The sequence below is a fragment of the Acidocella aromatica genome (genome assembly GCF_014201825.1).
Lineage (GTDB): Bacteria > Pseudomonadota > Alphaproteobacteria > Acetobacterales > Acetobacteraceae > Acidocella > Acidocella aromatica.
The window spans coordinates 254,490-281,194 of the sequence record NZ_JACHFJ010000001.1 but is presented as its reverse complement, the minus strand read 5'-3'; the positions used below and the strand labels follow the sequence as shown (position 1 = coordinate 281,194).

The following is a 26,705-nucleotide window of genomic DNA, read 5'->3' as shown; positions in this document are numbered from 1 at the left end:
AAGAGACCCTGGCGCAGGCTATACGCGGCCCAGTGCAACTGGGAGACTAATCCAATGGATGTGAGCAAGATTTCGGCTGGCAAGGATGTGCCCCGCGATATTAACGTGGTGGTGGAGATCCCCGCTGGCTCGGGTGTGAAGTACGAGATCGACAAGGAGAGCGGCGCCCTGGTGGTGGACCGCGTGGTCTTCACCCCGATGACCTATCCGGCCGCTTACGGCTTCATCCCCAACACCCTGGCCGATGACGGTGACCCGGCCGACGCCCTGGTGCTGCTGCCCACCGCCGTGGTGCCGGGTGCGGTGATCCGCTGCCGCCCGATCGGCATGCTGCAGATGGAAGATGAGTCCGGCCAGGATGAGAAGATCGTCTGCGTGCCGCACGACAAGGTGCATCCGCAGTACAGCAGCGTGACCGAGGTCGAGCAGCTCCCCGCGATCACCCTCGACGTGATCAAGCACTTCTTCGAGCACTACAAGGATCTCGAAAAGGGCAAGTGGGTGAAGGTGACCGGCTGGGCCAATCGCGAGGCCGCCGAGGCTGCGATCTCCGCCAGCTTGGCCCGCGCCAAGTAAGCCGCCGGTCAAACCCGGACAAAAAGAAAGGGGCCTCTCGCGAGGCCCCTTTTTTCGTGGCGGCTCTGTCTGCCGTTACGCGAATTTCGTGCGCTTCACGACCAGACGCACGGCGATGTTGATCGCCAGCACCACGAGCATCACGAAGAACGCCGCGGCATAGGCCAGCGCGTGAGAATGCGCGTCCGGCTGGTCGATGAACGTCCAGATCACATAAGTAAGGTAGGCGACCGGGGCGTGGGTGAAGCGGCCGTCCCAGGTGAAATCGGACCAGCCGGCGGTGTAGATCAGTGGCGCGGTCTCGCCCACCGAGATGGCAAGGCCCAGCAGCGCGCCGGTGATGACACCGGCGGAGGCGGCGGGCAGCACTACCTTGAATACCACCGTGGAGTCATCAGCGCCCAGGGCGTAGGCGGCCTCGCGCATCGGGTTCGGCACCTGCTGCAGAGCCAACTCCGTGATACGCGCCAGATACGGCACGATGAGGATGGCAAGTGTGATGGCGGCGGCGGCCAGGGAGAAACCCCAGCCGAAGCCGATGATGAACACGATGTAGGAGAAATAGCCCAGAACGATGGAGGGGGTGCCGGTCAGCACGTCCGAAAGGAAGCGGATGACGCCTCCCAGCTGATTCTTGCCGTATTCGGAGAGGTGGACGCCCGCCCCGATGCCGATGGGCACGGCGATCAGCATCGCGAAGATGGTGATGATGACCGTGCCTTCCATGGCGTTGAGCAGCCCGTTGGCCGTGCCGCCCGTGCTCTTGGTAAAGAGCTGGACCGAAAACGCGGCCAGACCGTTGAAGGTGACCACGCCGACGATGTCGAGCAGCGGGGCGATGACCAGCAGCAGGGCAAGGCCGCAGCCGATCCAGCCGATATTGCTGGTGATGACGCGGCGCAGCTCATGCGCCGAACGCGTGGCCTTAAGACTGACGCTTGCGGACATTGAACGCTCCGGAGGTAAGCAGTTTGGCGGTGGCGTTGACGGCCAGGGTGATGAAGAACAGCACCAGCGCCAGCTCGGAGAGCGTGCGCACGGACATGTTGGTGGGGTCGGCCTCGGCGCTGTCGAGCTGGCTGACGATGAAGGAGGCGATGGTGGAGATCGGGGAGAAGGGGGAGTCCGGCAGGATGTTGATGCCGCCGCCCGAGACCATCAGCACGGCCATTGTCTCACCGAGCGCGCGGCCCAGCGCGAGCACGATCCCGCCGATCAGTGTGGTGCGCACCATCGGCATCATCGCTTTGGAGACGACCTCGAAATGCGTGGCGCCAAGCGCGAAGGCGGATTCGCGGTTTTCCTTGGGCACCTGCATCAGCGCGTCCAGCAGGGTGGAGGCGATGATCGGCGTGACCATGAGTGCGAGCACGATGGCGGCAGCGAGCAGACCGTAGCCGTTGCCGGTGGGGCTGAGATAATGGCCGATGAAAGGGATGAGCACCGCGATGCCCCAAAGCCCGAACACCACGGAGGGCACCACCGCCACCAGTTCGACGAGCATGGAAAGCACCGGGCGGATGCGATGCGGTACGGCCTCGGCCAGGAAGATGGCGGCACCCACTGAGAGCGGCACGGCGATGAGAATGGCGATGAGGGAGGACAGCAGCGTGCCGACGATGAAGACGAGGATGCCGTAATTGGCGCCGGACGGAACGGAGATTCCATTGACGGTCACCGGATCGCTATACAGGTCGCCCAGGTTCCAGTTGATGTCGGTGACGAAATGCAGGCCGTTGAAGAGCATGGCCTGGCCCGAATACACCACCAGAAACAAAACAACCGCGACAAGCGCGGCAGGAATCAGCAGGCTGAGCGACAGGACTGAAAGACGAAACGGCCTGATTTTCATGGTCCACCGTGCGTTTTTGAGGGTTCCCCTTCCGGCTTATGCCGGAAGGGGAGGTGTTTAGGCGTCTTACTGGATTTTGTCGATCTGGGCCTGGGAGAGGGTCTTCACCGCTGCCGGCAGCGGCAGGAAGTGCACGGGCTTCAGGAAGGTCGGGCTGTTGCCCTCGTTGATCGCCCAGGTCAGGAAGTCGTGGATGGCGGAGGCCAGCGCCGGGGCGGGCTGGGTGCTGTTCACGATCGCGTATTCGTAGTTCACGATCGGGTAGGCGTTCGCGCCTTCGGCGAAGATCATGCTGACGCGCTCATCGGCCGGGGTGGTGGTGGCGACGCTCTGCGCGGCGGCGGCGATGGTCTCGTCGGTCGGCAGCACGTACTCGCCATGCTTGTTCTGCAGCGCGGCGACGCCCAGACCAGCGGCAGCGGCCTTGTCGGCATAGGACACACCGATATAGCCGAGCGAGTACGGGTTGGCTTTCACCGCGGCGAGAACGCCGGAGTTACCATTGCCACCGAGTGCGCCGGGGACGGCCGGCCAGGAGATGGTGGTGCCGTAGTGCAGCGTGGAGGCCCATTCCGGGGTGGAGAAAGCCAGGTACTGGGAGAAGATGAAGGTGTCACCCGAGCCGTCCAGGCGGTGCACCGGGATGATCACGTGGTTCGGCAGGCTCACGCCCGGGTTGGCGGCAACGATCGCGGGATCGTTCCACTGGGTGATCTTGCCCTCATAGATGCCAGCCAGGATCGGGCCGGAGAGGTTCAGGTGGGAGATGCCGGGCAGGTTGTAATTCACGGCCTGCGAGGAGATGGCGAGCGGGATGCTCATCATCGTCGGGTTCTTCTTGACCATCGTATCGGAGAGATACGCATCGGAGGCGCCGATCTGCACCAGGCCCTTGATGGACTGCGCGATGCCAGCGCCGGAACCGGTCGAGGTGGTGGTGATGTCAGCGCCGGGATGGCTGGCGCTGTAGGAGGCGACCCACAGGTTGAACAGCGGGTAAAGCAGGCTGGAGCCGCTCTCGGTCAGCGGGACGTCGACAGTCTGGGCGTGGGCGGCGCCGGCGGCGGAGGCAATGGCCAGCGCGGCAACGCCGGAGCGGAGGAGGTTGGTCAAAATCTTCACGTTCGCGTTCCTTATGTTGAGTCCCTGAAGAGGAATCCCTGTGCGGTCAGCGGGGGCTTCCCCGCATGGGCTCGCAATAGTTGAAGCGTGTGACAATGGCGACGGGATTTGGGTTGCAGTTCAATGACATTTCTCCCTTATTAAACATTGTTTTGTGAGGTTTCGCCCCATAATAACGCCGCATGCAGCATAACCGCGCCGCAGGCTTGTCACATAAGGATCTGTTCCTGGGGTTTTTCGAGGCGGGGGTGTTCGGCTTCGGCGGCGTGCTGCCCATCGCCCGGCGGGTGGTGGTGGAAAAGCGGCGCTGGCTTACGCAGGAGCAGTTCAACGAGCTGTTTTCGCTCTGCCAATCCCTGCCCGGGGCGAATATGGTGAATTTTGCCTTCGCCTTCGGGGCGCGTAACCAGGGGCTCAGCGGCGCGGCAGCCGCGATCTTGGGCATTCTGGGTGCGCCGATGGCCATCGTGATGGTCTTTGGTGGGCTGTATGCGCGCTATGGCACGCTGGGGCCGGTGCGCCACGCGCTGGCCGGGCTGGCGGCGGCCGCGGCGGGGCTGATGCTGGGTGCGGGGCTGAAGATCGCCGGGCCGGTGTTGAAGGTGGGGCGCAATATCGGCATCGCGGTGGCGGTGTTTGTGCTGGTGGTGGGGCTGCGCCTGCCGCTGCCGCTAACCATGCTGCTGGTGCTACCGGTCTCGCTGCTGCTGGCCTGGAGGGCAGTGAAATGAACATCCTCGCCCAGCTTGCGCTGCTGTTTGGCAAGCTCTCGCTGGTGGCGGTGGGCGGGGCCAATGCCACGGTACCGGAAATCGCGCGCCAAGTGGTTACATTGCGCCACTGGCTCAGCCCGGTGCAGTTCGCGCAGCTTTACGCCATCTCCAACGCCGCGCCGGGGCCGAATGTGATGATCGCCACGGTGATCGGCGCGCATGTGGCCGGGGTGCCGGGCGGTATCGTGGCCACGCTGGCGATGATCCTGCCCTCTGGCCTGCTGGCGATTCTGGTGAGTAAGGGGTTCGAGCGCCATGCCGGGGCGCGGTGGCAGAAACTGGCCAAGGCGGCGCTGCTGCCCATCACCGCGGGGCTGGTGCTGGCGGCGGCCCTGGTGCTTACGGTGCAGTCGGTCTCCGGCTGGCTGACGGCCTGCATCGCCTTGGGCTGCGCCGTGCTCTCCTGGTGCAGCCGGTTGCATCCGCTCTGGCTGCTGGGCGGCGGCGCGGTGCTGGGGATGTTAATTTTGTAAAAGTTTTTTGGTGTCGTTTTTTTGCAAAAAAGTGGCGTTTTTACAGATGCTTATCGCACATGTTCAGCAAAAAACGCGAGGCTGCGCAGTTCCGCGAGTTCCCAATCCTTGCGGCTGTAGCTGGCCCGGGCTTCGCAGCCAAAGCCGTGCTCGGCGCCCTGGTACACGTGTATCTCAATGCCCGGCTGTGCCTTGCGGATGGCCTCGACATCGCTCAGCGGAATGCTGTGGTCGTGCTCGCCGAAATGCAGTTGCACCGGGCAGTTGGGTGTAAGGTCGCGCTGCGCCGCGATGCCGGCGCCATACCAGCCCGAAGCCGCCCAGAAGGCTTCCGTCTTGGCGGCGGCAAGCCAGGCCAGCGTGCCGCCCCAGCAATAGCCAATGATCCCCACCGGTTTGCCACCAAAAGCCGCCGCCGTGGCTTGCAGGTCCAGCAGGACCTGCGCCTCGGTGATGCGTGAGCGCAGCTCGCGGCCCTTCTCGATATCCGCTGGCTCGTAGCCCAGCTCCACGTTGCGCTCCACGCGGTCGAACAAGCGGGGGCAAAGCACGCGGTAGCCATAGCTCGCCAGACGCTCGGACACGGAACGCATATGCGCGTTCACGCCGAAAATCTCCTGCACCACCACGAGCCCGCGAGGGGCGTTCACGTTTCCGGCTTCAAAGGCGCTGAATTCATGGCCGTCAGCGGCAGTCAGTTTCAGCATTGGCGTTCCCTATGGTTTATGAAATACGCTACAGCTTTGCATATACCGCAAAGTCGCGGGCGAGTATCTCGTAAATTTCGCGTTTGAACGCCACGGCCAGGGCGGGAAGCTCGGCGAGCTCCACCCATTTCCAGTCCTCGAACTCCGGGTGCTCATGGGCGTTGAGCTGAATGTCCTCGTCCGCGCCGAGGAATTTCAGCGCGAACCATTTCTGCTTCTGGCCACGATACTTGCCGCCCCAAGCCACGCCGAGCAGCGAGGGCGGCAGGTCGTATTCCAGCCAGCACGGATGCTCACCGATCACCTCGGCCTTGCCGGTGCCGACTTCTTCGAGCAACTCGCGCAGCACGGCCTCGCGCGGGTCCTCGCCCGCGTCGATTCCGCCTTGCGGCAACTGCCAGGCATCGGGCACGCCGATGCGTTTGCCCACGAACACGCGCCCATCCGGGCCAAACAGCACCGCGCCGACATTCAGCCGGTACGGCAGGGAGCTATGGTCAGTCATGGCCGGGGCTTTATTGCGCGCGGGTCATGCCGTCCAGCAGCTTGATCCCCATCTGCAGCTGGAAGTCGGTATCCGGCTTGGTGGGGTCGAAGGCCGGCCAGTTCTGCGGCGGCTTGGCCTGGATCTGCGAGGCCACCGCGGGCAAGGGCGGCGCCGCCGGCAGCGGGGCCACGGCTTGGCCCGTGGGGTTGGCGAAGGAGTTCAGCAGGTCCGTCTCGCGCAGCTGGGCGAAGAAGGCGTCATCCGGCAGGTTGGTGTCGGAGACCTTGACGTCCGGTGTCACGCCGTAACCCTGGATCGACTTGCCCGACGGCGTGAAATACAGCGCCGTGGTCAGGCGCAGCGCGCCCTCGTTGTCGATGGGCATGATCGTCTGCACCGAACCCTTGCCGAAGGTCTTGGTGCCTAGCACCAGAGCGCGGCGATTTTGTTGCAGCGCGGCGGTGACAATCTCGGCCGCCGAGGCGGTGCCGGCATCGGTGAGGATGACGATCGGCGCGCCATTGGTGACATCGCCGTTCTGCGCGTACCACACCTGGTCGTCCTGTGAGTGGCGGCCATGGGTGGAGACGATCTCTCCCGAATTGAGGAAGTCGTCGCTCACCGCCACGGCCTGGTCGAGCAGTCCGCCGGGGTTGTCGCGCAGGTCCAGGATATAGCCGTGGATGCTGCCATGCGCCTGCTGGCGCAGGCTGTTCACCGCGTTGCGGATATGCGGGTCGGCGTTCTCGTCGAAGCTGGAGAGGCGGATATAACCCACTGGGCCGTCCGGGGTGTTGAACAGCTTGCTCTTCACGTCTTCGATCTTGACGACCTCGCGCGTTAGCGTGACGTGGATCGGCGTGTTCACGCCATTGCGCTTGATGGTGAGGGTGATTTGCGTGCCCGGCGTGCCGCGCATCTTGGCCACGGCGTCGTCGAGCGCGAGGCCGTCGGTGGAATGGCCGTTGATCTCCAGGATGATGTCGTTGTGCTTGATGCCCGCCCGCGCACCCGGCGTGCCATCGATGGGCGCTATGACCTCGATCAGCCCGTCCTTCTCCGTCACCTCAAGGCCGAGCCCGCCGAACTGGCCTGAGGTCTGCACCTGCATGTCGGCGTACTGCTTGGCGTTCATGTAGCTGGAATGCGGGTCCAGCCCCGAGAGCATGCCGTTGATGGCGTTGTAGATCAGCTTATCGGATGGCGGGTCCATCACGTAGTTCTGCTTCACCTGGGTCAGCACATCGCCGAAGAGGGAGAGCTGCTGGTAGGTGCTATCGGATGGGGCGTTCTGGCCCATCGCGCGTGTCAGCGGCTGCGCCACCGTGCCGAGCGCCAGCCCGCCCAAGAAAACCCCGCTCAGCAAGAGACCGCCGCGCAAACGCATGTATTATGTCCTCAAAACCGGATAACTGAAATCATATTAGACAGCATCCCATCCTGTTAGCCAGAGCTGTGCCCGGCAAGCCAGGGGGTGGGGTCCACCGGTGCGCCGTTCTGGCGCAGCTCCACGTAGAGCCGGGGCTGGTTCGTGGGGGTGGAAGGGTCGAAGCCACGCATGCTGCCGATGGGCTGGCCCTTAACCAAGCGCTGCCCTTGCGAGACGTCGAGATGATCCATGCCGGCGAGCACCACGCTGGTGCCGCCGCCGCAATCGGTGATGACCATGTTCCCATAAGATTGGAACGGACCGGCGAACATAACAGTCCCCCCGCACGGCGTTGTTACGCGCGCGCCCGGCGCGGTGCCGTAGCTCACCCCGGTGGAGGGGCCAGCCAGGGTGGAAGCGCCATAAGCCTGCACGATATGCCCGGCCACGGGTGCGGTGCCAGCGCTGACGGGCAGGCTGGCCCGGGTGGCGGCGGGGACGAGGCCGTTCACGGCGTCGTTCAGAGTGTCGAGCTTATGCGCCGCCGCCAGTTTCTGCGCCTGGGCAGCCGCTTTCTTGTCTGCCGCCGCCTGCTCCGCCGCCTTGGCCGCCTCGATCTGCGCCGAGAGTGCCGCCTCGGCTGCCTGCTGCTGGGCCGCGGCGTTGGTGAGGTGGGCTTGGCTGGATTTGGTCGCGGCGATGAGCTGGGTCAGCTGGGCGTTCTGTGTCTGCACCGCCTGGGCCTGGGTGGCGATGGCGGCGGCCAAGCCTTGCAGTAGGGCCACGCCCCGTACGGCGTCGCCGGGCGAGAGCGGAGCGGTAAGCAGCGTGGAGGCGGGTTGGGTGGAGAGGCGCTGCATCACCGGCAAAAGCCGGGAAAGCGCGGCCTCGGCCTGGGCCAGATGCTTGGCCGTGTCGCCCTGCGCCGCCTGGAGATTGGCGAGCTGCCCGGTGGCCTGGGCGGTTTTATCCTCCAGGTCGCGGATGGAAGCCGCCGCCTGGGCCTGCTGCTGCGCCAGCGCCGTGGCACGGGCGGCTGCCGCCTGCTGGGCTTGCTGCGCCTGCTGCTGAGCTTTCTGGGCCTCCTGCTTGGCTTGCTGCGCCGCCTGCATGGCATCGTTTGGAGCCTGAGTCGCGGGTGCTGCCGCCGTTGCCTGTGTGTGGTGGTGCGCGTGCTTATGGTGGTGAGCCGACTCCGCCCCGGCCGTAACCGGGGCGAGGGCCAGAGCCAAACAGAGGGCTGTGCCGCGCTTCAAGAGAAGAGTGGTTGCCCGGTCATTTCCACCGGCTGCTCCAGGCCCATCAGCTTGAGCAGAGTTGGGGCCAGATCGGCCAACACGCCGTCATGCAGCTTCGCGCCAGACGGTGCGCCTGCCAGGAACACCGGCACCGGGTTGGTGGTGTGCGCGGTGTGCGGGCCGCCGGTCTCGGGGTCGCGCATCATCTCGCAATTGCCGTGGTCGGCGGTGACGAGCAGCGAACCTCCATGGGCGGCTATGGCATCGGCAATGGCGCCGAGGCCCTTATCCACCGCTTCCACCGCCTTGATAGCGGCGGAGAGCACGCCGGTATGGCCCACCATGTCCGGGTTGGCGAAGTTCAGCACCAGCAGGTCGTACTTGCCGGAGTTGATCGCCTCGACGGCCTTTTCGGTCAGCTCGGCCGAGGACATCTCAGGCTGCAAATCATAGGTGGCGACCTTGGGCGAGGCGACGAGGACGCGGTCCTCGCCGGGGTAGGGCTGCTCGATGCCACCGTTGAAGAAATAGGTGACGTGCGGATATTTCTCCGTCTCCGCCATGCGGATCTGCGTCATGCCGTGGGAGGCGACGACCTCACCCAGCAGCTTCTCCAGCCGTTCAGGCGGGAAGAGCGTGGTCATGAAGGGGGCCAGGGCGTCGGAATAGGCGGTCATGCCGGTGGCGGCCACCAATTTAGGCTGACGCGCGGTGAAGCCGGTGAAGGACGGGTCGAGCAAAGCGGTGAGGATCTCGCGCACGCGGTCGGCGCGGAAATTGGCGCAGAGCACGGCGTCGCCATCCTTCACCCCGGCGTAGTCGCCGATCACCACGGGCTTGATGAACTCGTCCGTTACCTCGGTGTTGTAGCTCTCCAGGATTGCCGTCTCGGCATCGGCGAAGGACGCGCCCTTGGCGTCCACCAGGAGGTCATAGGCCAGCTGCACGCGCTCCCAGCGCTTGTCGCGGTCCATGGCGTAATAGCGGCCGACCAGGGTGCCGATCTTGGCGGCGTCGCCCAGGGCGGCGGTGAAGGATCTCACGTATTCGGCGGCGGATTCGGGGGCGGTGTCACGCCCGTCGGTCCAGATATGGACGACGACCTTGATGCCCGCCGCGTGCAGGATCTTGGCCAGGGCGACGATATGGTCCTGGTGCGAATGCACCCCGCCCGGCGAGACCGGGCCCAGCAGATGCGCCGTGCCGCCGGATTTTTTCAGCGCGGCGATGAAATCAGCCAGCACGGGGTTGGCGGCGAGCGAGCCGTCCTCGATGGCGATGTCGATGTGCGGCAGCTCCTGCGTGACCACGCGGCCCGCGCCGATATTCAGATGCCCGACCTCGGAATTGCCCATCTGCCCCTGCGGCAGGCCCACCACCCGGCCCGAGGTGTTGAGGAAGGCGTGCGGCGAATTTGCCCAGAGACGGTCGAAATTCGGCTTATGCGCTTGGGCGACCGCATTGTCCTCGCGGCTTTCATTCCAGCCGAAGCCATCGAGGATCACGAGCATGACGGGTTTTTTAGGCATCTCAACTCCCAATTAAGCGGTACGCGCGGGCTTTATTAGGGCAAAACCCGCGCGAATCCCAAGGGGGAGTGTCCCGCGTTGCGCGTTTAGCTGGCCAGATATGGCGCGAAGGCGCGCGGGCTGCCCGCCTTGATCGCTTTGCGCTCGGCGATGACCTGATGCGCCAGCTCTGGCTGCCCGGCGCGGAAGGCGGCGATGACCAGGGTCTGGGTGAACAAATCCCGCTGGGCGTTGGAGCCGCCGATCTGCTTGAGATGCCCGCGGATGGGGGCGAGCAGCTCCACCGTCCGCGCAAAATCGCCACGGCGGAAGGCGTGCAGGGCGTGGATCAGTGGTAGGCCGGTCTCGCGGGTGAATTTGGCATTCTCGGTGCCGGTTTGGGCATAGCGGGCCAGAGAGGCTTCCAGCTCTTCCAACCCGGCCTTGTCGCCCGCACTGTCCAGGGTGAAGGCGATATGCACGTCGTTGAAGGCGAGCACATGCTCCTGGGCGTGCCTGCCCCAGATGGGGGCCAGCGCCTGCCAGCGCTCGCCCACGTTCACGCCCAGCAGCTCGAGGCGCCAGAGCAGGGCGGCAGCGTCCACAAGATCGAGGATTTGGCTGGTTTCCTGGGTGCGGATATGGGCGTCGTAGATCTCCAGCACTTCGTCGAAGTGCCCGGCCTCCAGCAGATACAGGCTGAGATGCCACCATTGATGCACTGCCAGCCCGCCAGCCGGGGCCCAATGTGGCTCCAGCCCGCGCAGCCAGGCGATGCCCTCATCGGCGCGGCCCTGCATTTCCAGCACATGCGCCACGGCGTGGATGGCCCAGGTGTCGGCGGGGTTGATCTCCACCGCCTCGCGCCCGGCGCGCTCGGCCGCTTCGTAATCGCCGCTTTCCTCCAGCCCGAAGGCCGCCATGCCCAGCACATAGCCGCGCGCCTTGGAGCCGGAGGCCTGGGCGGGCAGTACGGAGAGCGGCACGTCACGCAACTTGCGTGCATCGCCCAGGTAGAAATGCGTGTCATGCGCCAGATGCAGCGCCAGCAGATCGTGCGGGTCCTCGGCCAGGGCCAGTTCCCAGGAGGTGGCGGCCTCGGTGATGGCGCTCCTGGCCCAATCCTGCGCGGCGCGCAAATGCAGTTTTTCTTTAATGGTGGCGCTGGTGGAGAGCGCCTCGGCGGATTTCAGCGCGGTCTGGATAGGCTCGGCATCGCCCGGTGTGCCGCCGATGGAATGCAATGCGGCGAAGGTGGTGTAGCCGAGCAGGAAGCCTGGATCGGCGTCCAACGCCTTGTTCAGGCTGGCCATCGGGTCGCCGTACCAGCCGAGATATTCGTCCACGGCTTGGGCGAAGGCGGCGTCACGCACGGATTGGCTCATTTTTGCTCTCTCCCGAAGGTCGGTAAGGCTTGGGTGGTCTCTTCGGGGCAGGTGAGCGCGGGCAAGGCGTGGCTCCTTGGCTTGGGAATGATGGCAGCCTAGGAAGCAGCTTTTGTAATGTCAATTGAGTTTGTAGGGATATTTGGCTGATTGCTCCTGGCCAGAGGCGGGTCTAGGCTCCGTCCATGCGGGCGATGATCTTCGAGAAAGCAGGCGTGCCTTTGCGACTGCGCCAATGCGACGCGCCAGAGCCGGGACCGGGGCAGATATTGCTGCAGGTCTGTGCCTGCGGCGTGTGCCGCACGGATTTGCATATCGTGGATGGTGAGTTGCCTAACCCGAAGCCGCATGTGGTGCCGGGGCATGAGATTGTCGGCCGGGTGCTGGCGGTGGGGCCTGGCGTGGAGCGTTTTACCCGAGGTGAGCGCGTGGGCGTGCCCTGGTTGGGGTGGACCTGCGGGGAATGTGCCTATTGCCGTGCCGGGCGCGAAAACCTGTGCGAGACGGCGCGCTTCACCGGCTATCAGATCGACGGCGGCTATGCCGAGCAGGCCGTGGCCGATGCGCGCTACTGCTTTCCCATCCCCGAACGATTTTCCGACACTGAAGCCGCACCGCTGCTTTGTGCCGGGCTGATCGGCTACCGCACTTTGCGCGCCGGGGGCGATGCGAAACGGCTTGGCATTTATGGCTTTGGCGCGGCGGCGCATATCGCGGCGCAGGTGGCGCGTTATGAGGGGCGGGAGGTGTACGCCTTCACCCGCCCAGGCGACAAAACAGCGCAGGATTTCGCCAGTTCCATCACCGGTGGCTGGGCTGGCGGGTCGGACGAATTGCCGCCCGAACCGCTAGACGCGGCGCTGATTTTTGCGCCCGTCGGCGCGCTGGTGCCGGCGGCGTTGCGGGCGCTGGCGCCGGGTGGCGTGGTGGTGTGCGGGGGCATCCATATGAGCGAGATCCCGCCATTTCCGTATGAGATTTTGTGGAAGGAGCGGAGCATCCGCTCGGTGGCGAATCTCACACGCCGCGATGCCGAGGAGTTCCTGCCGCTGGCGGCGAAAATTCCGGTGGTGACGACGACGAAGCCCTACAGGCTGGAAGATGCCAATACCGCACTGGCCGACCTGCGCGCAGGCCGGTTGGAAGGCGCAGCGGTGCTGGTGATGGGGAAGTAGGGACGACCTTACTCTCACCTGAACATAACTTAATGGCTTTTAGGCTGCCCGCCACAATCCAACCCTTTTTCAAGCGCAAAAAAGTCGGCTGCTCTCCCCCATTCTAGGTTCCGCTTATTGCTTGGAGGAGTGTTAGATGGAACGGAAAACAGCCGGGTTGCTCGGCGCATTGGCCGGGGTCGCCGCCCTGGGGGCCGGCAACGCGCAGGCCGCGAGCCATGCCGCCGTAATGCCGCCGGCGCCTTTGGCGGTGACGTCCTATTCCGATCTGCTCCGCCCCATTCCCAACGCAGTGGCGGCATTGAAAGCCCATAATGCGGAATTGACGGAACAGGCCAGCAAGGTGCCGGTGGAAGAAGTGCAATGGTACCCAGAGGGCGATGGCTACGATCACCACCACCACCACCACCACCACCACCATCATCACCATCACCACGACTATTATGCTCCACCCCCACCGCCTCCCTACTGGTACCACCATCACCATCACCATCACCACCACCACCACCACAGCGGGGCGGTGATCATGCTGCCGGGTATTGGCGTGGAGATTAACTGAAGCTTAGTCGTCGGCCGCCCGGTCCCTGGCCCGGGCGGCGCCAAGAATGCGGCGGTAGGTGCCGTCAAACACGGTCTTGGTCGATGAGACCCACCTTGTGTCCCGGCCCAGAGTCTCGCGGCTGGCGTGAATGCGCCTGGATTGCAGCTCGCGCTCGGCAGCCTCTTCTTCGCCCATCGGTTCCAGCACAAAATCGGGTTCGGCCGGCACGATGCAAAACTGCATGAACGGCTCGCCGGGGCGGAATATATGCATGCCACCTTCAGGCGGGGCCTTAAACACGACAAAATTGATCATCGGCCACCAAGACGTGCGCAGCAGCGCCGGAACGGCTAGCGGCACGTCATCCGTGGCACTTAAATAAAAGCGCGGATGCGGTTCGGTGCGGACGGCCATGCTTTCCGGCACTTTCAGGTCGAGCAGGAGCTGGAGGGTGTAAAAGCCCTCGCCGAAGGCCCGGAAGGGCGGCCAGCTCACGCCCGTGTTCGGGTTGGGGCCGAAATCGCCGTCGAAGACGAATTTGCCGTCGCGGCGGGAGACACGCACTTCGTTGTCATAGGGATAAAAAATCTCGATGCCGTATTGCGCGCCCTCGACGAAAGGCAGGCAGTGCCAGGCTTGCTCATGCGAGCCATCCTGCCTTGGCTCCTTCGTGCCACCCCAGCCCGGTACTTGGACCTTGGTGCGGCGGGGGGCAAGGCGCGGCTGGTACAGCCGGTATTTGACAGTGGTCATGATCGTTTCCAGGCAGTTGGACAACAGGATTTGGAAAGCCGGCGGCTGAAAATACAATATGCGGCGCGCGTTTTTCCTTGGCGGGTCATGATGTCCATTTTGAGGCGACAATCGCCGTCCTGCTTTTAGGGCCTGCCCGCCCGGTGGTACGGGTGCCCGGCCAGTATCATCTGGGCGCGGTAGATCTGTTCGGCCAGCATCGGGCGGACCAGCATATGCGGCCAGGTGAGTTTGCCGAGCGAGAGTTTCGCCCCGGCGCGCGCCAGTATGGCGGCATCCAGCCCTTCCGCCCCGCCGATGACGAAGGCGAGTTTCTTGCTCCGCTCCAGCCATCCGGCCAGCAGACGCGCCAGCCCCGGGCTGTCCGGCGTGGCGCCGTCCAAGTCCAGGGCGATGACGAATTCATCTGGTTTCAGCGCGGCGAGAATCGCGTCCGCTTCGCGGCGCTTGATCTCGGCGGGGCTGCCCACGCCGTCGGGGAATTCGACGAGCGAAAGAGTAGGCTTGATACGCTTGGCATAGCGTTCGAACAACTCACGTTCTGGGCCACTGCCCCCCTTGCCGACAGCCAGTAGCCTCACTCTTCGGCGTCGGCCTCATCCAACTCGGCGGACCACATCTTCTCCAGCCGGTAGAGCGCGCGGGCTTCAGGCTTGAACAGATGCACGATGATGTCGCCAGCGTCGATCAGCACCCAGTCGGTGCCGCTGGCGCCTTCGGTCAGGGGTTTCTTGAACCCGGCCTCGTGCAGTTTCTCGTGTAGATGAGTGGCCATGGCCGAGATCTGCCGGTCGGCGAGGCCGGTGGCGATGATCATGCGGTCGGCAAAGCTGGCGCGGCCCTCGAGGTCCAGCACCACGATGTCTTCGGCCTTGTCATCCTCCAGTGCGGCGACGATCAGGCCCTGCAGGCGGTCGAGCATCTCCACCGGCGGCTTGGGCGCGGATTTCTTGCCCTTGGGTCCGGCGATGGCCGCCTTTTTGCGCGGCGTGCCGGGCATGGCGGGCAGAGCCTCGGCCGGGGCGGCAGCGGCGGCTTTTTTGGGCGCGCGTTTGCGGGGCGTGGCGGGGGCAGCGCCACGGGCGGGGGGGGTGCGGGTCGGCGGACGGGTTATGGCGACGCTCCTTTGGCTTTCCGGCGTAATTCCGTGGCAGAGACCGGATTCTCCTTCACCGGCAGAAGAATCCAGGCGGGTGACTCCGCCGCCGGAAGGCATAGCCCAGCCCGCGCCGGAAGGCGATATTTTCCATATGCTTTTGCAGCCTGCGAGGCCAGCGCCCGGCGCGTGGCCCCGGGGCGGGGTAGCACCAGCATGGGCATGGCGCGTATGATCCGCCGCCAGCTTCCCCAGCGCGGCAGCTGGATCAGGTTGTCCGCCCCCATCAGCCAGACGAATCGGGCGGCGGGGAAGCGGCGCTTCAGCTCGCGCATCGTGTCCACGGTGTAGCGTGTGCCGATGCGCGCTTCGATATCCGTGGCGATGATCCGCCGCCCATCCGCGAAGCGCCGCGCCGTGGCCAGCCGCTCGGGCAGCGGGGCCATGCCGATGCTGGGCTTCAGCGGGTTGCCGGGGGAGACCATCAGCCAGAGCTGGTCAAGCCCGGCATGGCGCAGCGCCTCCCGCGCGACGTGCAGATGCCCCTCATGCGCCGGGTTGAAGGAGCCGCCCAGAAGACCGATGCGAATCCGGCGATGGTGGCCGAAACGCGGGATGTTCAGGGACGTACCTGACCCGTGCCGCGCACGATGTAGCGGAAGGTGGTGAGTTGGTCCGGCCCGATCGGCCCGCGGGCGTGGATGCGCCCGGTGGCGATGCCGATCTCCGCGCCGAAGCCGAACTCCCCGCCGTCGCAGAACTGGGTGGAGGCGTTCCACATGCCCACGGCCGAGGAGATGCTGGCGAGGAAGTATTCCGCCGCCGCCGCGTCCTGGGTGATGATGGCGTCGGTATGCTCGCTGCCGTGCTGGGCGATGTGCGCCAGGGCTTCGTCCACCCCGGCGACGATCTTCACGTTCAGCACCGCGTCGAGCCACTCGGTCTCGAAATCCTTGGCCACGGCGGCGGGCAGTTCGGGGCATATGGCCCGCGCCGCCGCATCGGCCTTGAAGGCGCAGCCCAGGGCGGAGAGGTCCGCCACCAGCAGCGGTAGCAAAGCCGGGGCCACGGCGGCGTCGATCAGCAGGGTTTCGGTGGCGCCGCAGACGCCGGTGCGGCGCATCTTGGCGTTGGCCAGCACGTTGCGCGCCATGGTGAAGTCGGCCGAGCGGTGAATGTAGGTGTGGTTCAGCCCCTCGGCATGGGCCAGCACCGGCACGCGGGCTTCCTTCTGCACCAGCTCCACCAGTGTCTTGCCGCCGCGGGGGATGATGAGATCCAGCAGCCCCGAGGCCTGGAGCATGGCGGTGACAAAGCGGCGGTCCGTGCTGGGGGCCACCTGCACGGCGTGCTCGGGCAGACCGGCGGCGCGCAGGCCCTCGGTCAGCGCGGCGTTGATCGCCTTGCCGGAATGGTAGCTCTCCGACCCGCCGCGCAGGATGATGGCGTTGCCGGATTTGATGGCGATGGCGGCGGCGTCCGCGCCCACGTTGGGGCGGCTCTCATAGATCATGCCCAGCACGCCCAGCGGCTGGGGCACGCGGGAGATGACGAGACCGTTGGGCCGGGTCCACTCGCCGAGGGAGCGGGCCAGCGGGTCGGGCAGGGCGGCGACTTCCTCGAGTCCCCGCGCCATGGCCTCCACGCGGGCCTCGTTCAGCATCAGGCGGTCGCCAAAGGCGGCGCTGCCCTTGAAGGTCTCCATGTCCCGCGCGTTGGCGGCGATGATCAGCGGCGCGTCGCGGCGCAGTGTGGCGGCGGCTTGGCGCAGCGCGTGGTCGCGCGTGCCGGCAGGCAGGCGGGCGAGCAGGGCGGCGGCGGCTTTGGCCTTGGCGCCCATCTGGTGCATGATCTGCGTGTTGGTATCGGGTTCCGCGTTCATGGGCGACATGCTTGCCCTGTCCTGGCGGGAAGTTCAACAGCACGCTAAACAGCATAGCGTATGCCAGACCTAAACGATTCGCCGATGCTGGAGACCTTGCCGCCCCCCGGCCCCGTGCTACGCACCACGCGGCTGGTGCTGCGCCCCCTGCATGCGGGCGACGCGGCGCATTTCCACCGGCTCATCAATGACTGGGAAATCTGCCGCCGCCTGCCGGATGCGCCCTTTCCTTACCCGGCGCAGCTGGCGGCGGATTGGATCGACGCGGCGCTGGCCGACCGCGAGGCCGCCCGGGCCGAGCAATTCGCCATGGTGGAGGCCGAGACCGGCGCGCTGGTGGGGGTTGCCGGGCTGCGCCTGGGCAAAGGGCAGAAAACGGCCGAGCTGGGCTATTGGCTGGGCCGCGCGCATTGGGGGCAGGGCTACGCGCTGGAGGCCGCGCGGCGGCTGCTGGACTGGGCTTTCGCGGCGCTGCCGCTCTCGCATGTCACCGCCACGGTGGCGGCGGATAACGAGGGCTCGATGGCCGTGCTGCGCAAGCTAGGTTTCGCCCAGACGAGCAAGGGGCTGAAGAGCTTCATGTGCCGTCCGGGGCAGAAGTTGCCGGTGAAGCACTTCACCCGCGAGCGCGAGTTGCTGGCCTCCGGCATCGCGGCCGAGGCGCCCAAGGGAGGCACGCTGCTGGTAGCCGCTGCCGCACTCATCGATTCGCAGGGGCGGATCCTGCTGGCTCGCCGGCCCGAGGGCAAGAAGATGGCTGGGCTGTGGGAATTCCCCGGCGGCAAGCTGGAGCCGGGCGAGACGCCTGAGGCCGCCTTGGCGCGTGAGTTGCGCGAAGAGCTGGGGCTGGAGACCAACCCCAAGGATTTCGCGCCCTTCGTCTTCGCCTCGCATGCCTATGACAGTTTCCACCTGCTGATGCCGGTATTTCTGTGCCGCCGCTGGAAGGGTGAGCCGCAGCCCAAGGAAGGGCAGGCTTTGGCCTGGGTGGCGCCGGACCGCTTGGTGGAGTACCCGATGCCCCCGGCCGACCGGCCGCTCATTCCGATGTTGAGGGATTTCCTATGACCAACCCCACTGCCGCGATCCTGATCATCGGCAACGAGATCCTCTCGGGCCGCACCCAGGATGTGAACGTCCAGTTCATCGCCCAGCGCTTGGCTGAGCTTGGTATCAAGCTTGAGGAGGTGCGGGTGGTGCCGGATATTCCGGGGCGTATCATCGGCGCGGTGAACGAGCTGCGCGCCGCCTATACCTGCCTGTTCACCACGGGCGGTATCGGTCCGACGCATGATGACATCACCAGTGAGTGCATCGCCGCGGCCTTCGGCGTGCCCTGGGTGCTTCATGAGGAGACGGCGGAGGTCATGCGCGCGGCCTGGGGCGAGCGGGTGAACGCCGCCCGGCTGCGCATGGCCACGATGCCGCAGGGGGCCGTGCCCATCAAGAACGAGGCCTCCATCGCGCCGGGATTCACGATTGGTAATGTGCATGTGATGGCCGGGGTGCCGCGGATCATGCAGGCCATGTTCAAGGCGCTGGAGCCGGAACTGCCGCGCGGGGAGCGAATCGAGATGCGGGCCGTGTACGGCATCGGGGTGCTGGAAGGTTCCATCGCCGACGGGCTGGGCGCGATTCAGGACCGTTTCCCGCAGGTGGATCTCGGCAGCTACCCGTTCAAGCGCGACAATAAATGGGGCGTGGCGCTGGTGGGCAAGGGGACGGATGTTGCGGCCATCGAGGCGGCAATTGCCGAGGCTTCCGCGCTGATTGCGGCTCAGGGGGTTGTCCCCGTCCCGGGCGAGCCGGGCTGAACATTAATTAAGAACGTTTTTGCACCCTTTTTGAAAAAAGAGCGCGCCCAAAAACTTTTGTGATATTTTAGCGGATGCCGGGGGCAAGGCCGGGTTTGGTTTCGGCGGGGGCATGTTTTGCACTTGCCAAAAGCCGCGCTCTGCCGCAAAAGCCGCCCGAGCAGCGCTGCCTATTTGGGCGGCGTACTACGTGTTCGACCTTTTTCCCGCCCGTGGAGGCACTGATGGCTGAGACTGACCTTACGAAGATCCGGAATATCGGGATCACCGCGCATATCGACGCGGGCAAGACCACCACCACGGAGCGCATCCTTTACTACACCGGCGTGTCCCACAAGATTGGTGAAGTGCACGATGGCAACACCACCACCGACTATATGGCGCAGGAGCGTGAGCGCGGCATCACCATCACCTCCGCCGCGGTGACCTGTGAGTGGAAGAACCACAACATCAACATCATCGACACCCCGGGCCACATCGACTTCAACATCGAAGTCAACCGCTCGCTTCGGGTGCTCGACGGCGCCATCTTCATCATCGAGGGCGTTGCCGGCGTGCAGCCGCAGTCCGAGACCAACTGGCGTCTGGCCGACCGCTACAACGTGCCGCGCCTGATCTTCATCAACAAGCTCGACCGTACCGGCGCCGATTTCTACCGCGCCTTCGACACGCTGAAGGAGAAGCTGGACATCGTGGCGCTGCCGCTGCAGCTGCCCATCGGCATCGAAGACGGCTTCCTCGGCGTGGTCGATCTGGTCGAGATGAAGGCCATCATCTGGGAAGGCGGCGAGCTCGGCGCGAAGTTCCACGACGAAGAGATCCCGGCCGACATGCTGGAGAAGGCCAAGGAGGCCCGTCAGGTCCTGCTCGACACCGCCCTGGCCGTCGATGACGCGGGCATGGAAGAGTATTTCGAGAAGGGCGACGTCTCCGTCGAGACCCTGAAGCGCGCCATCAAGACCGGCACCATCACCGGCGCCTTCCGTCCCGTGATGTGCGGCACCGCCTTCAAGAACAAGGGCGTGCAGCCGCTGCTGGACGGCGTGCTCGACTACCTGCCGTCCCCGGTTGACGTTCCGGGCATCAAGGTGGCCCCGGAAGAGGGACAGGACGAAGACCCGAACGCACGCCGCATCAAGGCCGATCCGGCCGCGCCGTTCGCCGGCCTCGCCTTCAAGATCATCAACGACAAGTACGGCTCGCTCACCTTCGTGCGCGTTTACGCCGGTACGCTGAAGTCCGGCGACTCCGTGCTGAACACCACCAAGGGCCACAAGGAGCGTATCGGCCGCATGTACAAGATGCATGCCGATAAGCGCCAGGAAATCACCGAAGTGGTGGCGGGCGATATCGCCGCGTTCGTGGGCCTGAAGGACACCGGCACTGGTGACACCCTGGCCGCCGCCGAGGACCCGGTGGTGCTGGAGCGCATGGCGTTCCCCGTGCCCGTGATCGACATCTCCGTCGAGCCGAAGACCAAGGAAGGCGTCGAGAAGATGACGCTCGGCCTGCAGAAGCTGGCGTCGGAAGACCCGTCCCTGCGCCTGAAGACCGACCAGGAAACCGGCCAGACCATCCTCTCCGGCATGGGCGAGCTGCACTTGGAGATCATCGTCGACCGCCTGAAGCGCGAATATGGCGTGGACGCCAATATCGGCGCCCCGCAGGTGGCTTACCGCGAGACGATCACCAAGGAGCACACCGAAACCTACACCCACAAGAAGCAGTCGGGCGGTTCGGGTCAGTACGCCGAAGTCAAGATCGTCTTCGCGCCGCGTGAGCGGAACGAGGGCATCACCTTCGAGAACAAGGTCGTCGGCGGTGCGGTTCCCAAGGAATACATCCCGGCCGTGGAAAAGGGCATCCGCAACCAGGCCGATACTGGTGTGCTCGCGGGCTTCCCCACTGTGGACTTCAGCTTCGCGCTGGTGGACGGCAAGTACCATGACGTCGACTCGAGCGCGCTCGCGTTCGAAATCGCCGCCAAGGCCTGCTTCCGCGAGGGTATGAAGAAGGCCGGTCCGGTGATCCTGGAGCCGATCATGGACGTGGAAGTCACCACCCCGAACGACCATGTGGGTGACGTGGTGGGCGATCTCAACCGCCGCCGCGGCATGATCCAGAACCAGGAGGCCTCGGGCTCCACCGTGATCGTGCGCGCGCATGTGCCGCTGAAGGAAATGTTCGGCTACATCTCGCACCTGCGCTCCATGACGAAGGGCCGCGCGTCCTTCACCATGCAGTTCCACCACTACGATCCGGTGCCGCGCAACGTGGCCGACGAGATCATGGCGAAGAGCGCGTAAAGCACTCCCACTGCGGATAAATGAAAACGGCGCCTTCGCGGGCGCCGTTTTTTTGTTATCATGACATTGAAGAAATAAAGGGGGCGGTGTGATTTTTTCGGACCTCGAGAACGAGTTGACGGCTTTCGTTCAATCCCGTTCCCCGGCTTATCTGAGACAAATGCTGTCGGCTGGGTGCTATGTTTATGGTGCTGGCGGGTATGGGCGGCGGATTTTGGCCTTGTTAGGGGCCCGGGGGATTCATTGCCACGGCGTCGTGGACCGTAAATTCACGGGCAATGGTGAGGTGTTTGAAGGCTTGCCCGCCTTTGCGCCGAAAGCGCTGGAACCCGCCCAGGCCGAGGGTAAATGCCTTGTTGTTGGTGTGCACAGCCATCTCGCCAAGCTTGAGGCAATTCTTGCCTATGGCCGTTCTCTTCCGTTTGCGGATGTGTTGTGGAATGCGGATCTTGCCGATGCGCTGGGAGCCGAGGCGGATAATTACTGGCTGACGGCGCGGCACTTCGTGATTGAACATCTGCGAGACTTTGCTGAAACGGCCTCGCATTTGGCGGATGATACGAGTGTTAGGACGCTTACCGGCCTTGTCCGCTACCGTATTACCGGCGAACCGGATCATCATCCCGATTACAATCTGAGTGAGCAATATTTCCCGCCGGGTGTTTTACGTCTGCCGAAGCAGATCAGTTTTGTCGATGGCGGGGCCTTTGATGGCGATACATTCCGATATTTGCGAAGCAAAGGTATTGAGATTGGCGACTGGGCGGGTTTTGAGCCTGATCCACGAAATTTTGAAAAGCTCGTGGCATTTGCGAAGGATATTCCGTCGCGGACGGCTCTGTTCCCTTGTGGGCTCAGTGATAGCTTCGCATAAATCCGTTTCGCTGCCGATGGCGGCACTTCGGCACATGCCGAAGCCTCTGGCAATATTACCATTCCTTGCGTCGCGTTGGACGATGTTCTGCCCAGGCTGCGGCCCGATTACATCAAGCTCGATATCGAGGGCGGGGAGGCAATGGCGCTACGCGGCATGGCTAAGGCCATTGGCAGGACGAGACCGCATCTTGCGGTGAGCGCGTATCACCGGCCGGATGATCTGTGGACACTGCCGCGCCTGCTGAGGGAACTGGCGCCTTATGCCAAGCTGTTTTTGCGTCAGCATGAGGCTAACGCGTTCGATACTGTTCTCTACGGCGTTCCCGCATAAGGCTCACGGTGGGAACTGGCCGCCATGCGGGCCGTTTCGCTGTTCCTGATGCTCCTCATGCGGCTGTTTTTTGCGGCTATTGCGGATGGAATTGTGGCTGTTCCGACCGTGGTTGTGGTGGCTCCTGATGGAATTGCGGTTGTGTGTGCGGCTGTTGTTGCTGTGGTGCGAGCATCTGCGGCGTCTGCTGTTGGTGGAATTGTTGTTGCTGGAAGCCCTGTGGCTGTTCCTGTTGAAACTGGTGTTGCGACTGCTCCTGATGGAATTGCGGTTGTGTGTGCGGCTGTTGTTGCTGTGGTGCGAGCATCTGTGGCGTCTGCTGCTGGTGGAATTGTTGTTGCTGGAAGCCCTGTGGCTGTTCCTGGTGAAACTGGTGTTGCGGCTGCTCCTGATGGAATTGCGGCTGTGTGTGCGGCTGTTGTTGCTGTGGTGCGAGTATCTGCGGCGTCTGCTGTTGGTGGAATTGCTGTGGCTGTTCCTGGTGAAATTGCGGCTGCGCGTGCTGTTGTTGTTCTGGCGGCGTGATCACCTGCGGCATTTGCTGCTGGTGGACTTGCTGCTGCCCTTGCGGGACAAATCCGCCAGGTGTTTGCTGGTGAAACTGTTGGGGCGTGCCGTGCTGTCCAGGCGGAGGCTGCATCTGCGGTTGCGGTGCGATGCCCTGCTGCTGATGGAAGCCGGGTGTTGGCGCCGGGGCTGAATGTGGTGTGAATTGCGGGCGCACGGCCTCGGGGAATTGCTGTCCCACAGGGCGGGCCTGCCCGAACATCTCATGCGGTACCGGCTTTGCGTAATGGCCCGCCTGCTCGCCATGCGAGATGGCGCTGGCCGGGCCGTACAGCGCCGCGCCTCGGTTGGTGTAATGGCCGAAAGCGGGCGGGTGCTGGAAATCGATCCGGCCGGGGTCGTGCATGTCAAAGCGGTTGATCCGCCGCAGGTAATTCTGGTCGGCGTGATAATGCGGATAATAGGCCTCGCCGGGGCCCAGCGGCACCCAGCCGATATAACCTTGGGAGAGGGCCTCGATGGTAATGCCCGCCGCCAGCCCGAGCCCGAAGAAGGCGACCAGCGCAGGCGCGTAAACCGGGGGCTCGGCATAGCTTCCATCGGCATAGCCGCAGGGTATCCAGCCCCAGCGGCCGTAAATCTGTGCCCAGCGCCCGTAATGGAACGGCGCGAAGCCCCAGGGCTCGTCTTCCACCCAGGTCCAGCCCCAGGGAACCACATAGGCCCAATGGCCATAATGATAGGGCGCCCAGCCGGAAGCGACATTCGGGTACCAGATAGCGCCATATTGCGGCGATTGCTCCCAACTGCCGTAGCCGGAGAGTTCCTCCACGCCGGTCATCTGCATTACAGCTGGGGGCGCGTAGGGCGGCGGGGGCGGGGTCAGCTCCGCCATCACATGGTCGGCAAACGCGTCGCGCTGCGCCTGGGTGATTTCAGGCTGGCCGTTACCGGCAAGATACGCGGCCTGCCCGGCGGAAATCGTCACGCCGCCGGCTTCGGCCTGGCCCTGGAGCACCTGGATCTCGGCGGGAGTGTTCGCATCTCCGGCTAACACTTCGTATTGCCCGGGTTCGTCGATGCTGACTTCGCCGCCCGGCGTGTTGATGTTGAAGCCCTGCCCCTGTTGCAGTGCGGTAAGGTTCAGGAAGATGTCACCCTGGCTCTCGGTGGCGGTGAAATCTCTGTCATCCAGCAGTGTCACCTGCAACTCGGTGTTTGGCCCCAGCGTGACGCGGCTGGAATCGATGGCGATGGATGCTTCACCATCCCCCTGGGTGAACAGGGTGTCGCCCGTGGTGAGGGGGTAATTGTTTCTGGCGGCAACCCACTGCCCGTTGGAGCCTGCCCCGTTATACGAGACGCCGCCCGCAATGCCTGTGATCTGGCCGACACGGGAGGGAGGTGCGGCGTAGCTGCTATCCTGCGCGTTGGCGGGCACGGCGAGACCAAGCGCCGTGGTGAAGGCGAGGGCGCGGCGAAGGGAAAGGCGTGTGCGGGACATGGCGGGTCCTTGTCATTATTATCCCGCACATAATGCGCGACGGCGGCGAAACCATGGCATGGCGTTACAATGTTTTAAATTCTCGCGCTTGTATTGCCCAAAACCCGCCTCAAAATCATGAGACAATCCAAAACCGGGCGTCGTTGCGCCGCAAAGATTACGAGGATCAGGCTATGGCTATCATGGGCATGAAAATTTCGTCACGGGCGATGGCGCGCATTGCCGCGATCGCACTGGCTGGCGCGTCGCTGGCGGGCTGCGTGTATTACCCCTCCGGCTACGGTTATTATGCGCAGCCCGCTTATGTCGCGCCGCCGGTGGTGGTTGGCGGCTGGTGGGGCTGGGGTGACGACTGGGGCGAGCATGGCCACTGGCGTTAAACCCGCCGTAGAATCTCCTCCGCCAGTGCATCGATATCCGCTGCCGTGGTGCGATGGTTGACGATCGCGGCACGAATGGCGAGGCGCCCGCCAATGGTGGTGGTGGAGGGGGTGAATTTCCCCTCTTCCTGCAAATCGGCCACTAGATCCGCTGTCTGTGTGTCGGTGAAGCCGGCGATGCCGAAGCAGACGATGTTCAGCTTCACCGGAGCCAGCAACTCCAGACGGTTGCTGGCGTTCACGCGCGCGGCCAAGCGCTGGGCGAGGGTGCAGGTGTCGTCCACAATACCGCCAAGCGCTTCGCTGCCATAGGCGGAGAGCGTCATCCACACTTTCAGCGCGCGGAAGCCGCGGGAGAGGTCCGGCCCCAGGTCGCACGGCCAGGGGAAGCCGCCTGCCAGCCCGCGTGGGGCGGAGGCCAGATAATTGGTGGTCTGGGCAAAGGTGGCGAGTTCGATCTCGCGGTCTCGCACCAGCACGCAGCCTGCATCGTAGGTGACCTGCGCCCATTTATGGAAATCGAACGCCACGGAATCCGCCCGGCCGATGCCGTTGGTGAGCGGCTTCAGCGTGGGCGAGAGGGTAGCCAATGCACCGAAGGCGCCGTCCACATGGAACCAGCAATTCTCTTCCACGGCGATGTCCGCCAGGGCGTTGAGATCGTCGAACGCGCCGACATCCACTGTGCCCGCGGTGCCGATGATGAGGAAAGGGCGGTATCCGGCCGCGCGGTCAGCCGTGATGGCGGTGCGCAGGGCTGCGAGGTCCATGCGGAAATCGGCGTCCACGGGGATGCGCCGCAGCGCGTCCGAGCCTAGCCCGGCCATATCCATGGCTCCCGGCACGCAGCGATGCACGCCCGCCGAGGCATAGGCCACGAGCTTTTGCCTGCCAGCGCCCTGGCGGCGGCCCTGCTGCCCCAGCGCCTTGTAGCGGGCGCAGAGCACGGCGACGAAATTGGCCATCGAGGAGCCAGTGAGCAGCACGCCGGAGGTGCTCTCCGGCAGGCCCAGCATCTCCGCCGCCCAGGCGATGACCTGACGCTCCACCGCGATGCCCACATGGTCGCGCCCGCCGCAATTGGCGTTCATTGCCCCGGCCAGCAGTTCCGCCAGCATGGAGACAGGATTCCCCCCGCCATGCACCCAGCCCATGAAGCGCGGATGTGTATTGCCGGTCACATAGGGCTGGATATCGGCCTGGAAGCGCTCGTAGAGGGCCTCAGGAGCGGTGCCGATGGCGGGTAGAGGGACAGTAAAGCCCTCGCGCACAGGGGGGGGCATGGGCCGCCAGACGGGCTGCTCGCGGATGCCGGAGAGGTGGTCCACCATGTCGTCCAGCATCTGGTGGCCAAGGGCGCGAAGGGCGGACCAATCCGCGGGGTCTAGCGTGCTCATGGCGCGCGGTATGGGGGAAGTCGCTGCGCTTCTCAAGCCGGGCTGCGGGCGCGCAGCGCGGTTGCCAGGGTACCTTCGTCCAGCACCTCTAGCGTGCCGCCCATGGGCACGCCCTGGGCCAGGCGGGAGACGGGGAGGCTGAAGGGCTTCAGCCGGTCGGTGAGTACATGGGCGGTGGCGGCGCCGTCCACCGTGGCGGGCAAAGCAAGGATGATCTCCTCGGGGTGCTCGCGCTCCACGCGCGCCAGCAGCGGGGCGATGGCGAGATCCTCCGGCCCGCGCCCGGCGATGGCCGAGAGCGTGCCGCCCAGCACATGGTAGCCGCCGCGATACACATGCGCGCGCTCCAGCGCCCAGAGATCGGCCACACCTTCCACCACGCAGATGCGGTTTTCGCGGCTATGGTCGGCGCAAATGGTGCAGGGGTCTTGCGTGTCGAGATTGCCGCAGATGGAGCAGCTGCGTACGGCGGCGGAGGCTTGGCGCAGGGCGTCGGCCAGCGGCAGCAGGCGGGTGTCGCGCTCGGTGAGCAGTTTTAGCACAATGCGCCGCGCGCTGCGGGGGCCAAGCCCCGGCAGGCGGGCGAATTGCGCGATCAGGTTTTCGAGCTCAGGGCCGCCCATGTTAATGGGACAAAAATTTTTTGGTGCCAC

At 64.7% G+C, this 26,705-nt stretch carries 28 protein-coding genes; 11 read left to right on the top strand and 17 right to left on the bottom strand.

Annotated elements, in window-relative coordinates; translation table 11 throughout:
- Positions 1–54 precede the first annotated feature (54 nt).
- The gene (gene ppa, locus HNP71_RS01435) at positions 55–576 is read left to right on the top strand and encodes an inorganic diphosphatase (protein ID WP_183265055.1); all 522 of its coding nucleotides are present in this window, start codon (positions 55–57) and stop codon (positions 574–576) included.
- 75 nt (positions 577–651) lie between these two features.
- Here ppa and pstA read toward each other — a convergent pair whose 3' ends face one another.
- The 3 genes from pstA to pstS all read right to left on the bottom strand — a co-directional run bounded on the left by pstA (position 652) and on the right by pstS (position 3,550).
- Complete coding sequence (pstA, locus tag HNP71_RS01430) at positions 652–1,524, bottom strand: phosphate ABC transporter permease PstA (RefSeq protein ID WP_183265054.1); 873 nt, start codon at positions 1,522–1,524, stop codon at positions 652–654.
- A complete protein-coding gene (gene pstC / locus HNP71_RS01425) occupies positions 1,502–2,428 on the bottom strand; it encodes a phosphate ABC transporter permease subunit PstC (RefSeq protein ID WP_183265053.1) in 927 nt (308 codons plus the stop codon). Before pstC ends, pstA begins: the two co-directional genes overlap by 23 nt.
- A 66-nt stretch (positions 2,429–2,494) precedes the next feature.
- Positions 2,495–3,550, bottom strand: a complete 1,056-nt coding sequence (gene pstS, locus HNP71_RS01420) for a phosphate ABC transporter substrate-binding protein PstS (RefSeq protein WP_343062171.1) — start codon at positions 3,548–3,550, stop codon at positions 2,495–2,497.
- A gap of 182 nt (positions 3,551–3,732) precedes the next feature.
- On the opposite strand from pstS, the gene HNP71_RS01415 reads away from it, so the two are divergent.
- Both HNP71_RS01415 and HNP71_RS01410 read left to right on the top strand, forming a co-directional pair.
- Positions 3,733–4,281 carry a chromate transporter gene (locus HNP71_RS01415; protein ID WP_183265052.1) on the top strand — a complete coding sequence of 183 codons (549 nt, stop codon included), beginning with the start codon at positions 3,733–3,735 and terminating at the stop codon, positions 4,279–4,281.
- Positions 4,278–4,796 carry a chromate transporter gene (locus tag HNP71_RS01410; protein ID WP_183265051.1) on the top strand — a complete coding sequence of 173 codons (519 nt, stop codon included), beginning with the start codon at positions 4,278–4,280 and terminating at the stop codon, positions 4,794–4,796. Before HNP71_RS01415 ends, HNP71_RS01410 begins: the two co-directional genes overlap by 4 nt.
- Before the next feature lie 50 nt (positions 4,797–4,846).
- On the opposite strand, the gene HNP71_RS01405 is transcribed toward HNP71_RS01410, so the two are convergent.
- The 6 genes from HNP71_RS01405 to HNP71_RS01380 form a co-directional block, all read right to left on the bottom strand.
- A complete protein-coding gene (locus HNP71_RS01405) occupies positions 4,847–5,503 on the bottom strand; it encodes a dienelactone hydrolase family protein (protein WP_183265050.1) in 657 nt (218 codons plus the stop codon).
- A 28-nt stretch (positions 5,504–5,531) separates the two neighbouring features.
- Entirely contained in the window at positions 5,532–6,008 is a 477-nt protein-coding gene (locus tag HNP71_RS01400; RefSeq protein ID WP_183265049.1) for an RNA pyrophosphohydrolase, read from the bottom strand.
- Between the two features lie 10 nt (positions 6,009–6,018).
- Positions 6,019–7,377 carry a S41 family peptidase gene (locus HNP71_RS01395; RefSeq protein ID WP_183265048.1) on the bottom strand — a complete coding sequence of 453 codons (1,359 nt, stop codon included), beginning with the start codon at positions 7,375–7,377 and terminating at the stop codon, positions 6,019–6,021.
- A gap of 56 nt (positions 7,378–7,433) precedes the next feature.
- Positions 7,434–8,615 (bottom strand): murein hydrolase activator EnvC family protein, encoded by a 1,182-nt coding sequence (locus tag HNP71_RS01390; RefSeq protein WP_183265047.1) that lies wholly within the window; start codon positions 8,613–8,615, stop codon positions 7,434–7,436.
- Entirely contained in the window at positions 8,612–10,126 is a 1,515-nt protein-coding gene (gene gpmI / locus HNP71_RS01385; RefSeq protein ID WP_183265046.1) for a 2,3-bisphosphoglycerate-independent phosphoglycerate mutase, read from the bottom strand. Before gpmI ends, HNP71_RS01390 begins: the two co-directional genes overlap by 4 nt.
- Positions 10,127–10,212: 86 nt before the next feature.
- The gene (locus tag HNP71_RS01380) at positions 10,213–11,490 is read right to left on the bottom strand and encodes a tetratricopeptide repeat protein (protein ID WP_183265045.1); all 1,278 of its coding nucleotides are present in this window, start codon (positions 11,488–11,490) and stop codon (positions 10,213–10,215) included.
- Between the two features lie 185 nt (positions 11,491–11,675).
- Between HNP71_RS01380 and HNP71_RS01375 the strand changes: the two genes are divergently transcribed.
- Together HNP71_RS01375 and HNP71_RS01370 are read left to right on the top strand one after the other, a co-directional pair.
- Positions 11,676–12,665 carry a zinc-dependent alcohol dehydrogenase family protein gene (locus HNP71_RS01375; protein WP_183265044.1) on the top strand — a complete coding sequence of 330 codons (990 nt, stop codon included), beginning with the start codon at positions 11,676–11,678 and terminating at the stop codon, positions 12,663–12,665.
- 136 nt (positions 12,666–12,801) lie between these two features.
- On the top strand, positions 12,802–13,224 hold the full coding sequence (locus tag HNP71_RS01370) for a hypothetical protein (RefSeq protein ID WP_183265043.1): 423 nt from the start codon (positions 12,802–12,804) through the stop codon (positions 13,222–13,224).
- Positions 13,225–13,227: 3 nt separating this feature from the next.
- Here the strand turns inward: HNP71_RS01370 and HNP71_RS01365 are convergent, their stop codons facing one another.
- The 5 genes from HNP71_RS01365 to HNP71_RS01345 form a co-directional block, all read right to left on the bottom strand.
- Positions 13,228–13,959 carry a hypothetical protein gene (locus HNP71_RS01365; RefSeq protein ID WP_183265042.1) on the bottom strand — a complete coding sequence of 244 codons (732 nt, stop codon included), beginning with the start codon at positions 13,957–13,959 and terminating at the stop codon, positions 13,228–13,230.
- A 125-nt stretch (positions 13,960–14,084) separates the two neighbouring features.
- Complete coding sequence (locus tag HNP71_RS01360) at positions 14,085–14,540, bottom strand: 23S rRNA (pseudouridine(1915)-N(3))-methyltransferase RlmH (RefSeq protein WP_183265041.1); 456 nt, start codon at positions 14,538–14,540, stop codon at positions 14,085–14,087.
- Entirely contained in the window at positions 14,537–14,959 is a 423-nt protein-coding gene (gene rsfS, locus HNP71_RS01355; protein ID WP_183265040.1) for a ribosome silencing factor, read from the bottom strand. The genes HNP71_RS01360 and rsfS overlap by 4 nt, the downstream gene beginning before the upstream one ends.
- 110 nt (positions 14,960–15,069) lie before the next feature.
- On the bottom strand, positions 15,070–15,672 hold the full coding sequence (locus tag HNP71_RS01350; RefSeq protein WP_343062185.1) for a nicotinate-nucleotide adenylyltransferase: 603 nt from the start codon (positions 15,670–15,672) through the stop codon (positions 15,070–15,072).
- Between the two features lie 2 nt (positions 15,673–15,674).
- On the bottom strand, positions 15,675–16,937 hold the full coding sequence (locus HNP71_RS01345) for a glutamate-5-semialdehyde dehydrogenase (RefSeq protein WP_246344011.1): 1,263 nt from the start codon (positions 16,935–16,937) through the stop codon (positions 15,675–15,677).
- 60 nt (positions 16,938–16,997) lie between these two features.
- On the opposite strand from HNP71_RS01345, the gene mutT reads away from it, so the two are divergent.
- The 5 genes from mutT (at position 16,998) to HNP71_RS01320 (ending at position 22,264) form a co-directional block, all read left to right on the top strand.
- Positions 16,998–18,005 carry an 8-oxo-dGTP diphosphatase MutT gene (gene mutT / locus HNP71_RS01340; protein WP_183265038.1) on the top strand — a complete coding sequence of 336 codons (1,008 nt, stop codon included), beginning with the start codon at positions 16,998–17,000 and terminating at the stop codon, positions 18,003–18,005.
- Positions 18,002–18,751, top strand: coding sequence for a competence/damage-inducible protein A (locus HNP71_RS01335; RefSeq protein ID WP_183265037.1), 750 nt, complete (start codon positions 18,002–18,004; stop codon positions 18,749–18,751). The genes mutT and HNP71_RS01335 overlap by 4 nt, the downstream gene beginning before the upstream one ends.
- Before the next feature lie 224 nt (positions 18,752–18,975).
- Positions 18,976–21,057, top strand: a complete 2,082-nt coding sequence (fusA, locus tag HNP71_RS01330; RefSeq protein WP_183265036.1) for an elongation factor G — start codon at positions 18,976–18,978, stop codon at positions 21,055–21,057.
- 256 nt (positions 21,058–21,313) lie between these two features.
- Positions 21,314–21,931 (top strand): hypothetical protein, encoded by a 618-nt coding sequence (locus HNP71_RS01325; protein ID WP_183265035.1) that lies wholly within the window; start codon positions 21,314–21,316, stop codon positions 21,929–21,931.
- Entirely contained in the window at positions 21,932–22,264 is a 333-nt protein-coding gene (locus HNP71_RS01320) for an FkbM family methyltransferase (protein ID WP_183265273.1), read from the top strand.
- Between the two features lie 76 nt (positions 22,265–22,340).
- On the opposite strand, the gene HNP71_RS01315 is transcribed toward HNP71_RS01320, so the two are convergent.
- A complete protein-coding gene (locus tag HNP71_RS01315) occupies positions 22,341–24,275 on the bottom strand; it encodes a DUF6600 domain-containing protein (protein WP_183265034.1) in 1,935 nt (644 codons plus the stop codon).
- A 173-nt stretch (positions 24,276–24,448) separates the two neighbouring features.
- Between HNP71_RS01315 and HNP71_RS01310 the strand changes: the two genes are divergently transcribed.
- Complete coding sequence (locus HNP71_RS01310) at positions 24,449–24,655, top strand: hypothetical protein (RefSeq protein ID WP_246344009.1); 207 nt, start codon at positions 24,449–24,451, stop codon at positions 24,653–24,655.
- Here the strand turns inward: HNP71_RS01310 and HNP71_RS01305 are convergent.
- Both HNP71_RS01305 and recR read right to left on the bottom strand, forming a co-directional pair.
- Entirely contained in the window at positions 24,652–26,052 is a 1,401-nt protein-coding gene (locus tag HNP71_RS01305) for a pyridoxal phosphate-dependent decarboxylase family protein (protein WP_183265033.1), read from the bottom strand. The genes HNP71_RS01310 and HNP71_RS01305 overlap by 4 nt on opposite strands.
- Before the next feature lie 32 nt (positions 26,053–26,084).
- Positions 26,085–26,675 carry a recombination mediator RecR gene (recR, locus tag HNP71_RS01300; RefSeq protein ID WP_183265032.1) on the bottom strand — a complete coding sequence of 197 codons (591 nt, stop codon included), beginning with the start codon at positions 26,673–26,675 and terminating at the stop codon, positions 26,085–26,087.
- Between the last annotated feature and the right edge of the window lie 30 nt (positions 26,676–26,705).

Coding starts and splice junctions, on each gene's coding strand:
- ppa (WP_183265055.1), top strand. CDS start 55: ATGGATGTGAGCAAGATTTCGGCTGGCAAGGATGTGCCCCGCGATATT.
- pstA (WP_183265054.1), bottom strand. CDS start 1,524: ATGTCCGCAAGCGTCAGTCTTAAGGCCACGCGTTCGGCGCATGAGCTG.
- pstC (WP_183265053.1), bottom strand. CDS start 2,428: ATGAAAATCAGGCCGTTTCGTCTTTCAGTCCTGTCGCTCAGCCTGCTG.
- HNP71_RS01415 (WP_183265052.1), top strand. CDS start 3,733: ATGCAGCATAACCGCGCCGCAGGCTTGTCACATAAGGATCTGTTCCTG.
- HNP71_RS01410 (WP_183265051.1), top strand. CDS start 4,278: ATGAACATCCTCGCCCAGCTTGCGCTGCTGTTTGGCAAGCTCTCGCTG.
- HNP71_RS01405 (WP_183265050.1), bottom strand. CDS start 5,503: ATGCTGAAACTGACTGCCGCTGACGGCCATGAATTCAGCGCCTTTGAA.
- HNP71_RS01400 (WP_183265049.1), bottom strand. CDS start 6,008: ATGACTGACCATAGCTCCCTGCCGTACCGGCTGAATGTCGGCGCGGTG.
- HNP71_RS01395 (WP_183265048.1), bottom strand. CDS start 7,377: ATGCGTTTGCGCGGCGGTCTCTTGCTGAGCGGGGTTTTCTTGGGCGGG.
- gpmI (WP_183265046.1), bottom strand. CDS start 10,126: ATGCCTAAAAAACCCGTCATGCTCGTGATCCTCGATGGCTTCGGCTGG.
- HNP71_RS01380 (WP_183265045.1), bottom strand. CDS start 11,490: ATGAGCCAATCCGTGCGTGACGCCGCCTTCGCCCAAGCCGTGGACGAA.
- HNP71_RS01375 (WP_183265044.1), top strand. CDS start 11,676: ATGCGGGCGATGATCTTCGAGAAAGCAGGCGTGCCTTTGCGACTGCGC.
- HNP71_RS01370 (WP_183265043.1), top strand. CDS start 12,802: ATGGAACGGAAAACAGCCGGGTTGCTCGGCGCATTGGCCGGGGTCGCC.
- HNP71_RS01365 (WP_183265042.1), bottom strand. CDS start 13,959: ATGACCACTGTCAAATACCGGCTGTACCAGCCGCGCCTTGCCCCCCGC.
- rsfS (WP_183265040.1), bottom strand. CDS start 14,959: ATGCCCGGCACGCCGCGCAAAAAGGCGGCCATCGCCGGACCCAAGGGC.
- HNP71_RS01345 (WP_246344011.1), bottom strand. CDS start 16,937: ATGAACGCGGAACCCGATACCAACACGCAGATCATGCACCAGATGGGC.
- mutT (WP_183265038.1), top strand. CDS start 16,998: ATGCCAGACCTAAACGATTCGCCGATGCTGGAGACCTTGCCGCCCCCC.
- HNP71_RS01335 (WP_183265037.1), top strand. CDS start 18,002: ATGACCAACCCCACTGCCGCGATCCTGATCATCGGCAACGAGATCCTC.
- fusA (WP_183265036.1), top strand. CDS start 18,976: ATGGCTGAGACTGACCTTACGAAGATCCGGAATATCGGGATCACCGCG.
- HNP71_RS01315 (WP_183265034.1), bottom strand. CDS start 24,275: ATGTCCCGCACACGCCTTTCCCTTCGCCGCGCCCTCGCCTTCACCACG.
- HNP71_RS01310 (WP_246344009.1), top strand. CDS start 24,449: ATGGCTATCATGGGCATGAAAATTTCGTCACGGGCGATGGCGCGCATT.
- HNP71_RS01305 (WP_183265033.1), bottom strand. CDS start 26,052: ATGAGCACGCTAGACCCCGCGGATTGGTCCGCCCTTCGCGCCCTTGGC.
- recR (WP_183265032.1), bottom strand. CDS start 26,675: ATGGGCGGCCCTGAGCTCGAAAACCTGATCGCGCAATTCGCCCGCCTG.